This is a genomic window from Streptomyces sp. SYP-A7185 (assembly GCF_046103685.1).
Classification (GTDB): domain Bacteria; phylum Actinomycetota; class Actinomycetes; order Streptomycetales; family Streptomycetaceae; genus Streptomyces.
Map to the genome: position 1 here is coordinate 2,729,650 of NZ_CP122310.1, position 12,061 is coordinate 2,741,710.

Consider the following 12,061-nt stretch of genomic DNA (forward strand, 5'->3'; position numbering starts at 1 on the left):
ACGGATTCCTCCGGTGAAGGTGAAGCGGGCAGCGAAGCGAATGGAACAGGGCGCGACGAGCCGGGCGATCCCCTCGGGGGGGGGACCGCCCAACCGACCGCCCGCTACGTCACCGATCCGCCCAGGCTCGAGCCGGACTCCAGGCCCGCCACGGTGGCCGCCAATTGCTCGTCAAATGCGCCCTCAAAGACACGCACCTCATCGACGGCACCGGAGAAGTACTGGTTGCCGCCGGTGCCGGATCCGGAACGGCCGACCTGCACCCCTGCCTTGGACAGATCCCAGCCGTTGGGCCAGGAGATGACCTCGCCGGTCCACTGTCCGTTCACGAAGAGCCGCACCTCACCGAACAGTGCGTTGTAGGACAACGCGAGATGATCGCCGTCTCCGTCGCTGGCCGGCTGGACCCCGGCCGCGACCGCATTGGTGACGACGGCGTCCTTGGCATCCTTTTCAGTCAGCGAGAGTTGCCAGCGGCGGCTGTCCCTGTCATAGCGCACCAGCGCGGCCGATGTCGCCGCGCCGGGCAACGACAGGACGGTCTCATCAACCGTTGGATTGGGTGCGGCCAGCCGGGCCCTTGCCGCCACGGTGAAGCTTGCCTTTGACTTCAGCAGGCCGCCCGGGCGGTTCGCGTAGGCAGCCGTACCGGACAGCGCCAAGTGGCCGTCACCCCAGAGAGGTTGGTCCACCGCGGTGCAATCGGGATCGGTCCCTATGTCGCAGGAGTCGTCGGGTTGGTAGACCGAAGCTCCCCCGTGCAGGGCAAGACCGCTTCCCCCCGAGCGATCCGGAATCGATCCGCCCACGGCTTCGTCCATGTCCCAGTACGCCAGTTGCAGCGGCGGGATGCCACCCAGTTTCTTGCTCTCTGCGGCCGCCACGACCCGGTCGAAGACCTGAACGTCGGCGATGGTGCCCTTGAGGTTCGCCGTGTAGCCCGCGAGGTCAAGGGCCCGACCGATCTGCAGCGCCCCCGAGGCATTCCAGGTCGTGGCCCGCTTTTGGATGTCCCCCGCAACCAGCGTCCCGTTCACATACATGCGCATCGTGCCCGGTGCTCCGCCGTCGTTCATGTCATAGACGCCGACCAGGTGCGTCCACTCGCCCGGAACTGGTTTGGGGCCAAGGACCTCCCAGGAGACCATCGAGTCGATCTCACTGTCCGGTGCCAAGAACGACCACTTCTTCGAACCGGCGTCGAAGCCGAGCGAGAACCCTGATTGCGCCGAACCGTCCTGGCTCAGCACGCTCATGGAGGTGGTCGGCAGTTGGGGCAGCATCACCCACGCAGCCACCGAGAACGTCTTGTCCGTGTCGACGATGTGCTGCCCCGCGTTGAGGTACGCACCGGGGGTTCCGTCCAGCGAAGCAGCCGTGCGCACCGAACCGTGCGGGCCCTTCGCGCCGAATGTGACGCCTGAGCCGGCCGAAGCGATCGGAGCGTTGTCGGCGCCGGTGGCCTGCGTGGATCCGGCCGGATCGGACAGTGCCCACGATGCTTTGGGAGATCGCCCCTTGGAGACCCGGAAGGTGTAGCCGGCAGTGGCCTGCTTCGCGTTGCCCGCCTGGTCGACGGCCTTGACGATGAGCGTCTTGGGGCCTTCGCGCCCCGGCATCCAGCGCACCTTGGCCGCGCGGCCCGGCTCGTCGGGGATGATGGTCTTCTCGCCCTCACCGGTGAACTCATAGATGTACTTGGTCACATCGGTGCCCGGGGAGTAGAGCTCGAAGGTGCCGTAGTCACCCACTCCCGCATGCCACAGGTCATCGTCGGGGTACTCGTCCGACATCACGGTGGGGGCCTCGGGCTTGGTCGAGTCCAGGATGAACTCACAACGCGTGCCGGATCCCGCGTTGCTCCACGGGCCCCACGCCTCACCGTCGTTGCCGCGCACCCACCAGCCGATCACGGTGTTCTGCGGAGGCGTGAACGCACCGGTCCCGTCGCCGGGTATGTCGTCGCCCACGGTGTACTTGAACCGTTCCCAGCCGCTGTCCCGGTCACGGTCGCTGTTGGACTGCTTGTAGTCGGTGGTGACGGTGTAACTCTTGGTACTGCCGCTGGACGTCGTCCAAAAGATCTCGAACTGCGCCCGGACCTTTTCCGTGTTGCCGCCGTTGTCCCCGTGGTCGGGGTCCCAGATGGTGGCGGACAGGGTCGGCGTCTTCTTCGTGTAGTGCTTCGTGGCCTGCCCGTAGGTGCACTTGCCGCCAGGGTTCATCGACAGCTCATCCAGCTGGGGCTGGTAAGGAGGTCGGTTGTAGGTGACCTCCAGGGCCGCGTTGTTGCAGAACCTCTTCCAGGAGCCGTAAGAGTCCTCCGAGGCAGCCTGCAGACCGAAGGTCGTGGTGTCCCATCCGCTGGTCGCGGCCTTCTGCACCGTGCCGGTCACACCGAACCGCACGTTCTGGTTGGTGGACGAGCACGAACCCGTGCGGTTGGTCGGCGACTCCGAGGTGATGTGGTCTTTGCTGGAAGGCCGGTTGGACCAGTTCGTGCCGGAGTTGATCGCGCTGCCGCCCGAGCTGTTCATCCGGTGCAGCTGCACGGAGCGGGCCTCACTGTCGTAAGCGTGCACCAGCGTGATCGAGAACTCGGCCTTGAGGATCGTCTTGCCCTCGAAACTGCCGGTGGGCAGCGCGTAGTACTGCCGCTGCACGTCATTGGTGCCGGTGCAGCGCACGGATTCGTTCGCCGGGCAGCGGCCGACACCCTTGCCCGACTCGATGCCGTCACTGGAGTTGGAGAACTTCCAGCCCTCCAAGCCCGGGTTGGCCGAGGACACCCACGTCCAGCCGGTGCGGGACGCGGTCTTGGTCACCGGGTCGATGAACACCGGATAACGCGTCGCCTTGCCCCGCAGCAGGCTGGTGTCCGGCTTGAGGACCATCGCATCCTGCTTGACCGACAGGCCTACGTCGGCCACCTTGGCCCCCTCCGGCGGGCCGGGGCCTGCCTTGGCCGCGTGCTCCGCACTGCGCGGGAGTGTGCCGTTCGAGTCCCACATCACGGGTTGCGGGGCCTCGAACACCGTGCCTCCGGACGCCTTGTCCAGGGCGACCAGGCCTCCGTCGTCGTCCTCGCTCACCGCAACCCCGCCGGACCTGACCGGTAGCGTGATCTTCGAGAGCTTAGGGTTGGCCGCGGCTTTGGCCGACTTGACCACCAGGACGTGTGAAAAGCCGTCGTTCTCGGCCCTGACCACAAGATCGACATCAGGCAGGACGGATGTGTAGGTCGCCGTGGCCCCGCTCACCACCGGCTTCGGCAGCTTCGTGGGCCACTCGACCGACATCGTCTTGCGGTCGCGCACCAGCGTCGCGAAGGTGGTGTCCCCACCTCCGGAGATGCTCATGGCCGCGCTCGTTGCCTTGGGCGTCAGACGACCGCCGGGCTGCTTGACCAACGTGGTGTCGATATCGGCCCACGCGCCGTCCTTGCGGGTGCGCACAGGCTGCGCGTACTCCTTGACGGTAAAGGTCCCGTCCGGGTTGGCGAAGGTCTGGCTTCGCTCGTCGCGCAGGGTGGCGACCTCGACCCGCTTGCCCGACTCGGCGGCGGCGTCGCGTGCCGCCCTCTCCGACACGGCGGGCTTCACGGCCTTTTTCTTCGCTCCTGCATCCTCTGCGGCCGTGGCCAGGGCCACGTCCGCCGCGGCAGCAGGAGACAAGCCTCCCCCACCCATCGCGAGCACCGATGCCAGCGCGCAAGCCACCATCGCAGCCCGCTGTCTGGTTCTCCATCGGCCCGTTCTCAGAAACCGGCTTCCCACGTTCCCCACCCCTGTTGTGTGCCGCGCCGTTGCCGGTCTGCTAGCGGATCGCCGAGCCGAATGCCTTACCCGCATCGGGAATGTCGCCCGATCCGGGCCTCAGCGTGCTGACGGTGCCCGTCCCACCGCCGATCACCGACCATGGCAGCGAATACATCACGCCCTTTTGCGCTCCCGCTGTCTTGCTGTAGGGAACGCCCACGTACAGCCGCGAACCCGTTCCCCATAGGCCAAGGCCGGCAAAGTCACGCGCCTCGGCCGTGTCCGGCAGCCCGTCGCCTCGCGTCAGGATCTTGTCCTCGACGCCGGGTGCGCCCAGGCCCGGCAGGACGTGCACCGCCCCGGCGTTCTCCGCCGCGCCGACCTCCTGATTGGGCACACTCACGGCCAGCTTCACCGTCGCCGCCGTACCCACCTCACCGGCATCGGTGTTGGAGATGACCACGCGCTGCCCGAAGAAGTCGCCCACCACGGGCTCCCCCTCCACCTCCGGTGACAGCCGGTCGATCAGATTCACTTCGCTCGTCGCGCCCGAGGGCTTGACGTGCACCACGGTCACTGCACCCGCATCGGCGACGTTGCCCACGTCCTCGTTGGGCGTGCCGATCGCCACCAGAGCATCGGACTCCGATGAGGCGCCCGCCGGGCGATAGGAGACAACAGCCACGGAAGTGCCGAAGCGGTCATCCTTCTCCGCGGTCCCCGACTTCAGCTCAGGCTGGTCCTCATCGATCGCCCCCAGCGAGGTCGGGCGGCCATCGGTGAAAGTGTGATTGAAGACCGTCACGGAACCCGCGAACGACTGCGACCCGATCGCCTCTCCTGGCGCTCCCACCACGAAGTAGCGGCTGCGTGCCGCCAGCGCATAGCCAAATCGGTCGTGCGCCTCAGCGACGCCAGGAATCCCCGGGTCGTCCTGGTTCACCGTCGACTTCGTCGTGCCCTGCAGGTAATGGATGCAGCCTGCTTCCTTGAGCGATCCAATTGCTTCTCCCGGGGCCCCGATCGCCAGGAACGGCTTGCCGCCCGAGGTCTTGGCAGCCGCCAGCGACAGGCCGAACAGATCACCTGCCTCGGTGGTGGTCGAGCCGTCCAGCCCTGCTTGGGTGTAGCTCTCCACGGCGGAGCCGGCACCGATGCCCGTCGGTGTGCCGTGAATGACATAGACCGAACCGGCATCCTGCTGCGCACCGTCGGTCGTGGTGACGTCCTCGTAGGGAGCGCCCACTACCAGGTCCGCGCAACCGTCCTCGTCGGCGTCGTAGACCGAGATCGCGTATCCGAACTGGTCCCCCGCCTCGGGGTTGGCAGTCATCTGGCCCAGGGCCTGCGAAATCTCGAAAACGCCCTTGCCGGCGCCGAATACGACCCTGACCAGGCCAGCACCCGCCTGGCCGTCCACCGTCGCCTGCGGATCAGCGATCGCCATGTCTCGCACGCCGTCGCCATTGAAGTCCGATTCCGCCCCTGCTGTGCACGCAGCGGCAGCAACAGGCGAGGCCCCGAGCCAGAACGTCCCGGCGGCAGCGAGGAACGCGGACGCCATCCCCACAGTGATCACACGCGTGCACCCAGGCACGCCCCAGCCCAACCCCACAGTCCCCACCCCAGAGTCACATTTTCTTCACAGGCGAGGTGAGTTAACGCTCCAACCGCCACCGACGTCAATGGGAACTTGAATCAACTTCAAGGTTTCCCTGCGGCGTTGAACAGGCGGAATAGCGATAGGTGACCGACTTGCTCCATTAGTGCGACCCACGGAAGTTCGCTACTCACCGTTACGAAGCGGGCGCATCACCCATGACAAATGCGCCAAGCCCCATCGTCAAGGACGTCGTCCGCCGCCCCCGGCCGGGCGCAAGCGAAAACACCTTCAACAGAACGTAGTTCGGGATCTGTGACCCCACCCGGACGGGCAGCCACCCAGGCTGGAACTGGCCACCGTACGTTTTCACTTCAGCACCTACTGTCACTTAACGTGCGCCACACGCACACACAGAGGCTCGTCATCGTGGCCCGCGGCTTATCCCCTCCAAAGGCACCATCGGACCCCGAAGTAGGTCAGCCCCCTCCGCTTCAGGCCGACGGCGGCAACACCACGAGCCGACAGTCGCAGGCTGGGCGGCGACTCTGGATCGGTGTGGCTGCGGTCAGTGGCGTCGGCGCCGCCAAGGCCCGGTGATCGCCAGCATGATGCCGGGCGTCTGGATGTTGGCGTAGAGCGTCCTGCCGTCGGGTGAGAACGTGACGCCGGTGAACTCGCTGTAGGAGGGCTTCTCGGGCGTGCCCGCGTTGAGTTCGTTGCGCGCGATCGGGTACGTGCGCCCGCGCTCGGTGGCTCCGAAGAGGTGCTGGATGCCGTCCCCGTCCTCGGCGATGACGAGTCCGCCGTACGGCGAGACGGTGATGTTGTCCGGGCCGTCGAAGGCGCCGTCCCGGGAAGGGTCGGGGTTGACGCCGAGCAGGACCTTCAGGGTGAGGGTGCGGCGCGCGGGGTGGTAGAACCACACCTGCCCGTCGTGCGGGACGGGGCTCTCGTCACGGGCGAAGGACGCGACGACGTAGACGCCGCCGTCGCCCCACCACATGCCTTCGAGCTTGCGGGCGCGGGTGATGTCGCCGTCGTCGAACTGCTCGCGCACCGGGACCGTGCGGGCGTCGCGGTCGGGGACCTCGACCCAGTCCACGCCGTAGACCGTGCCGATCTTCGTGGCGCGGGACAGGTCGTCCACGAAACGGCCGCCCGAGTCGAAGCACTTGGGCGCCTTCAGGACGCCCGCGTCGTCGGCGAGGGTGCGCAGCTTGCCGCGGCCGTGCCGGAAGCCGTGCGGCGGGGTCCAGCGGTAGAGCAGGCCGTTGGGGCCCGAGGCGTCCTCGGTGAGGTAGAGGTCGCCGCGCTTGGGGTCGACGACGACGGCCTCGTGGGCGTAGCGGCCGAGCGCCTTGAGGGGCTTGGGGGCCCGGTTGGCGCGCCCGTCGTGGGGGTCGACCTCGAAGACGTAGCCGTGGTCCTTGGTCATGCCGTTCTGGCCGGCCTTGTCCTCGGTCTCCTCGCAGGTCAGCCAGGTGCCCCACGGGGTGCTGCCGCCCGCGCAGTTGGTGGCCGTGCCCGCGATGCCGACCCACTCGGCCGTGTGCCCGTCGCGGCGGACCTCGACGACGGTGCAGCCGCCGGACGCGGCCGGGTCGTAGACGAGTCCCTCGGTCAGCGGGACCGGGTGCGCCCACTTGGCGCGGGGGCCGCCCAGCTCGTGGTTGTTGACCAGGAGCGTGCTGCCGCGCGGGCCCTCGAAGGCGGCCGTGCCGTCGTGATGGGACGGCGTGAACTCGCCGCTCTCCAGCCTCGTTCTGCCGCTGTGGGTGAGGACGCGGTACGAGAATCCGGCGGGCAGCGCGAGCAGGCCCTTCGGGTCGGGCAGGAGGGGCCCGTAGCCGGGGGCCCCGCCGAGTGCGTCGGTCCCGTCCTGGGTGGTCTCCTCGGCGGCGAGGGCACCGGGCGCGGAGGCGAGCGCGCCGACGCTGCCGGCCAGCGCGACCCCCGCACCGGTGAGCGCGGAGCGTCTGGTGAAGTCCCTGCGGGTGAGCGGCATGATGTCTCCTGGGGCGCGTACGAGCGGGCTACGGGCTGACTGTGTACGTGCGGACTGCTCTCGTGCGGCGGCCGGTCCCGGCCCGCGTGCTCCGGGTGCGGGCACGCCGGCCGGCCGGGCCGCTGTCCGCGTCACGCTCCCGCTCACGTATAAACGGCGGTTGAACGCTGTCCGACATCAAGGGGCCTCCTTCCATGAACCTGCCTGCCACCGGCCGCCGTGTACTGATCAGCGGGGCCTCCCGAGGCCTGGGCAGAGCGCTCGCGCGGGCCTTCGCCGCCAACGGCGACCGCGTGGCGGTGCACTACGGCTCGCGCGAGGAGGAGGCGCGCGCCACGCTCGCGTCCCTGGCGGGCGAGGGCCACGCGCTGGTGGGCGGAGACCTGTCCGCTCCCGCGGGCGCGGCGGACGTCGCGGGGCGGGCCGCCGCCGCGCTCGGCGGAATCGACGTGCTGGTCAACAACGCCGCCGTGAACCTGCCGCACCCCCTCGCCGAGACGTCGTACGAGGAGTGGGCGGAGCTCTGGCAGCGGCACGTGGCGGTGAACCTCCTGGCCACGGCGAACCTCAGCCATCTGGCGGGCCGCCGGATGATCGACCAGGGGACGGGCGGCCGGATCGTGAACGTCGGCTCGCGCGGCGCGTTCCGCGGGGAGCCCGACCACCCGGCGTACGGGGCGACCAAGGCGGCCGTGCACGCACTCGGCCAGTCCCTCGCGGTGTCGCTCGCGCCGTACGGGATCGCGGTGGCGTCGGTGGCACCCGGCTTCTTCGGCACGGAGCGGGTCGCGCACCGGCTGAGCGGGGACGAGGGCGCGGCGATCCGCGCGCAGAGCCCGTTCGGCCGGGCGGGCACGGCGGAGGAGATCGCCGCGGCGGTCCTCTGGCTCGCCTCGCCGGTGGCGGAGTGGGCCTCCGGCACGGTCCTCGACCTCAACGGCGCGTCCCACCTGCGTACGTGAAGCGGACACCACACGCCGCGGGCACCCCACGGCAGTGGTCGGAAGAGACTTCGTAAACAAGGTCAACGGGGGCGGATCACCCGTAAAGCCAAGATTTCGTGCGGAACGCCTTGACCCGCCCTCCACACGGCAATAGACATCCCCTACCTGCATCACCCGTTGGGGGAGGCGAGCCGTGTGGACGCGTCGCAGGCACGCAGCCTCCATGAGGACCGGCTGATGAAGCTGGCCAATGTCAACGGCGTCGGCATCGGGAAGGACGAGCACTCGGGGGCGGACGTGATCGTCGTGTTCGTGACCCGCAAGGTGCCCCGTGACCGGCTCCGGGACGAAGACGTGGTTCCGGAAGTGCTCGAAGGCGTCCCCGTGCGCGTGCTCGCCATCGGCGAGCCCGCGGCGCAGTAGGACGGACCCGCGCGAGCCGACCGGGACTCCACCCTTCAACCAAGGGGAAGAGGTGGTCTGGCGTGGTGAGCCAGCCCGAATTGATGCGAGGACCCACCGGCGGTCAGCTCAGCGACAGCTCACGCCAGCAGGCGATGGGGGACTTCCTGGGCCCCCAGACGTCGCTGGCCAACGTCGTCGGCTTCGGCCACGGCGTGAAGTGGATCGAGGGTGAGCCCACCGGCGAACCCGCGGTCATCGTGTTCGTGACCCAGAAGGTCCCGGAGTCCATGCTCCCGGAGCGGGACGTCATCCCCGCCCAGATGGACGACGGCACCCCCACCGACGTCGTCGCCGTCGGCCATGTCGCCGCCCAGCGGCAGCAGCGCACGTCGGGCCGCGCGGAGGACCGCTCCGTGACGTACGGCCCCGACGGCGGCGTGAGCGGGCAGCTCGCGGGCCTTTCGCAGCCCATGCTCGAAGAGCTCGGCGGCCTCGGCGCGTTCGAGCCGCAGCTCCTCAAGCGCCGGATGCGCCCGTGCCCCTCCGGCTTCTCGGTCGGCAACGTCCGCGTGACGGCGGGCACGCTCGGCAGCGTGGTCTACGACTTCCTGCCCGGCGCCTCGGTCGACCCGCCGGGCCCCGGCCTCGGCGTACCGGCGAAGTTCTACATCCTCTCCAACAACCACGTGCTCGCCGACTCCAACCGCGCCCAGCTGGGCAGCGCGATCGTGCAGCCCGGCGTCTTCGACGGCGGCCAGGACCCGGCCGACCGCATCGCGACCCTGGAGCGCTTCATCACGATCCAGTTCGCCCCGCAGATTCCGCTGGAGCGGCACAACAACGTCGTCGACGCGGCCCTGGGCACCGTCGACTTCCAGGACGCCACCCGCGAGACGTACTTCAGCGGTGCGCCGCGCGCCTGGCGCCGCAAGGCGAACGTCGCGGTCGGCGACCTGGTGAAGAAGACCGGCCGCACCACCAACATCTCCTTCGGCCGGATCATCGCCGTCGACGCCACCATCGACGTCAACTACGGCACGGCGGGCACGGCCCGCTTCAAGGACCAGATCCTGACGACGAACATCTCGGCGGGCGGCGACTCGGGGTCCCTGGTGACCTCGCTCGACAACGTCGCGCTCGGCCTGTTGTTCGCCGGTTCCTCGACCGTCACCGTGCTCAACCACTTCGAGAACGTCCGCGCGCTGCTGCGGGTCGAGGTCTCCGAACAGCTGGCCTGACCGGTCGCACCACGAGAGGAGGGCTTCCATGACCACTCAGGCACGCAAGCAGAAGGGCCAGGCCCGCGCGGAGCACCGCTTCCACAACCCGCAGGGCGCCGAGGTCAAGACGCGCGACGAGGCCTTCGCCGCGCCCCAGGAGGTGTCCGCCGAGGCGGTCGCCACCACCTGCAAGCTGGAGCTGCACAACGGCGCGGTCACCTTCGCCGTCGAGGTGAAGTTCAACCCGAACACCTACCCGCACGTGGTGACCGGCGGCCAGATCACCTCCGGCATCTGCGGCGCTCCGTGGGACATCACGGGCGGCCTCATCGGCGACACCCTGCGCCTGGACGCCAAGCGCACGGGCCAGGGCTCCTGCGCCAACACGATCACGATCGTCGGCGAGTACCAGAACCCGCCGGCCTACCGGGGCACGTACGGCTTCGACGGCGCGACCTCGTCGTTCAAGCACACCACGCTGTACAAGTGCTGAGCCAAGAGCCGTCTCGGCGCTGAGCCGAGCGGCACGGTGGCCGGGCCGCGCCTCGCGGTCCGGCCACCGTCGGCGTCAGATGCCCCGCCGTGTCACGCGCCCTGCTGGGAGCGCGCCTTGAACGCCGCCTTGCGGGCCTCCTTGGCCACCTTCTTGTCGGGGTGCAGCCGTCCCATCGCTTCGAGGACGTCCGCGGTGGCGGGGTGCTCGACCCGCCAGGCCGCGGCGAAGAACCCGCTGTGCTGCTGGGACAGGCCCTCCACCAGACCCTGGAGCTCGTCCGAGTTGCCCTCGGCGGCCAGCTGCGCGGCGATCGTGTCGATGGTCAGCCAGAAGACCAGCGCCTCGGAGGGCGCCGGCACGTCGGCCGCCCCGTGCTCGGCCAGCCACACCCGGGCGAGCCCGCCCAGCTCGGCGTCGTCGAGGACCTCCCGCAGGGCGGGCTCCGCCTCGCGGCCCACCAGGGAGAGCGCCTGCTGGCACCGGAGCCGGCGCAGCGGCGCCCCCTCGTCACCGCCGCGCGCCGCGGCCAGCAACTCCCGTGCTGCGGCGAGCGGTTCGTGCCGGGCGAGCCACTGCTCGATCTCGGCCTGCGCGGCGGCCTGCGGGAAACCGGCCGTCCCTTCGAGCAGCGCGTCGGCGCCCTTGTCCGTGAGATCGCCGACCGCGGGGGCGTCCACACCGGCCTCCAGCATCCGCGCCCGGATGCCGTACACCCCGAGCGGCGTCAGCTTGACCATGCCGTACCGCGTGACGTCCTCGGCGTCGTCCGGGAGCGGCGCCTCGGCCTCGTCGATGTCCACCATGAGGGCCTCGTCGACCGGCTGGTACTCGACGAGCCCGAGCGGCTCGAAGAGCCGGAACTGGTCGTCGAGCTTCATCATCGCGTCCGACACCTGTTCCAGGACGTCGTCCGTGGGCTCGCCCATGTCGTCGGGCACGATCATCGACGCGGCGAGCGCGGGCAGCGGCACCGGGCCCTCGCCCGCACCGGCCTCGCCCGCGGTGAGCAGGTACAGGTTGCCGAGGACGCCGTCCAGGAAGTCCGCCTCCGCCTGCGGGTCCCAGCCCAGCTCCTCGAAGTCGAGCTCGCCGTTCTCCTCCAGGACGTCCAGGAGGTTGTCCATGTCGGGCACGGTCGCGTCCGCGTACACGGTGTCCAGGGCGCCGAGCCAGACGGCCAGGATGTCCTGCGGGCTGCCGGAGGTGAGCGCGGCGAGGTCCTCGCCGGCCGCCACCGTGCCCGGCGCGTCCTCGCCCTCCGACGCGTCGGCGTCCGTCACGTCCACCAGGCCCGTGTCGACGGCCACGCGCCAGGCCTCGCTCGTGTACGCGACGGCGTCCGGATCGTCCGCCGCGAGGCCCAGCTCGGCCACGGCGGCCGGCAGCTGCTCCTCGACGAGCTCACCGCCCGCGCCGACACGCGTCTCGGGGCCCGCCCAGCGGGCGAGCCGCGCGGCACGGGAGAGCAGCGGTGTGGCGAGCGCGGCCCGCGCGAGTTCCGCTTCGGAGTGCAGCAGCACCGGCGGCAGGGTGGCGGGACTTACGGACATCGGCTGGTTCTCCTCCGAAGGATGGGGCGTCCCCGGCTCGCACGAGGTCGAGGGCCCGGGGAAAGGTCGCAGGACCAAAG

At 69.6% G+C, this 12,061-nt stretch carries 8 protein-coding genes; 4 read left to right on the forward strand and 4 right to left on the reverse strand.

Annotated features, from left to right (window positions below; genetic code table 11):
• Window positions 1–104 precede the first annotated feature (104 nt).
• The 3 genes from QBL25_RS12000 to QBL25_RS12010 form a co-directional block, all read right to left on the reverse strand.
• Window positions 105–3,650 (reverse strand): LamG-like jellyroll fold domain-containing protein, encoded by a 3,546-nt coding sequence (locus QBL25_RS12000; RefSeq protein ID WP_409057016.1) that lies wholly within the window; start codon window positions 3,648–3,650, stop codon window positions 105–107.
• A gap of 166 nt (window positions 3,651–3,816) precedes the next feature.
• Window positions 3,817–5,322: a VCBS repeat-containing protein gene (locus QBL25_RS12005; RefSeq protein WP_409057017.1), complete on the reverse strand. Its 1,506-nt coding sequence runs from the start codon at window positions 5,320–5,322 to the stop codon at window positions 3,817–3,819.
• 604 nt (window positions 5,323–5,926) lie between these two features.
• Window positions 5,927–7,366: an alkaline phosphatase PhoX gene (locus tag QBL25_RS12010; RefSeq protein WP_409057018.1), complete on the reverse strand. Its 1,440-nt coding sequence runs from the start codon at window positions 7,364–7,366 to the stop codon at window positions 5,927–5,929.
• Window positions 7,367–7,560: 194 nt separating this feature from the next.
• On the opposite strand from QBL25_RS12010, the gene QBL25_RS12015 reads away from it, so the two are divergent.
• From QBL25_RS12015 to QBL25_RS12030, 4 genes are all read left to right on the forward strand, one after another.
• Window positions 7,561–8,328: an SDR family NAD(P)-dependent oxidoreductase gene (locus QBL25_RS12015; RefSeq protein ID WP_409057019.1), complete on the forward strand. Its 768-nt coding sequence runs from the start codon at window positions 7,561–7,563 to the stop codon at window positions 8,326–8,328.
• A 177-nt stretch (window positions 8,329–8,505) separates the two neighbouring features.
• Window positions 8,506–8,733, forward strand: coding sequence for a hypothetical protein (locus QBL25_RS12020; RefSeq protein WP_409057020.1), 228 nt, complete (start codon window positions 8,506–8,508; stop codon window positions 8,731–8,733).
• Window positions 8,734–8,798: 65 nt separating this feature from the next.
• Complete coding sequence (locus tag QBL25_RS12025) at window positions 8,799–9,953, forward strand: hypothetical protein (protein WP_409057021.1); 1,155 nt, start codon at window positions 8,799–8,801, stop codon at window positions 9,951–9,953.
• Between the two features lie 28 nt (window positions 9,954–9,981).
• Window positions 9,982–10,428, forward strand: a complete 447-nt coding sequence (locus QBL25_RS12030) for a hypothetical protein (protein ID WP_409057022.1) — start codon at window positions 9,982–9,984, stop codon at window positions 10,426–10,428.
• A gap of 92 nt (window positions 10,429–10,520) precedes the next feature.
• Here QBL25_RS12030 and QBL25_RS12035 read toward each other — a convergent pair whose 3' ends face one another.
• The gene (locus QBL25_RS12035; RefSeq protein ID WP_409057023.1) at window positions 10,521–11,981 is read right to left on the reverse strand and encodes a hypothetical protein; all 1,461 of its coding nucleotides are present in this window, start codon (window positions 11,979–11,981) and stop codon (window positions 10,521–10,523) included.
• Window positions 11,982–12,061 lie beyond the last annotated feature (80 nt).

Excerpts from the sequence above, each read along its gene's own strand:
- QBL25_RS12005 (WP_409057017.1), bottom strand. The coding sequence starts at position 5,322 with ATGGCGTCCGCGTTCCTCGCTGCCGCCGGGACGTTCTGGCTCGGGGCC.
- QBL25_RS12010 (WP_409057018.1), bottom strand. The coding sequence starts at position 7,366 with ATGCCGCTCACCCGCAGGGACTTCACCAGACGCTCCGCGCTCACCGGT.
- QBL25_RS12015 (WP_409057019.1), top strand. The coding sequence starts at position 7,561 with ATGAACCTGCCTGCCACCGGCCGCCGTGTACTGATCAGCGGGGCCTCC.
- QBL25_RS12030 (WP_409057022.1), top strand. The coding sequence starts at position 9,982 with ATGACCACTCAGGCACGCAAGCAGAAGGGCCAGGCCCGCGCGGAGCAC.
- QBL25_RS12035 (WP_409057023.1), bottom strand. The coding sequence starts at position 11,981 with ATGTCCGTAAGTCCCGCCACCCTGCCGCCGGTGCTGCTGCACTCCGAA.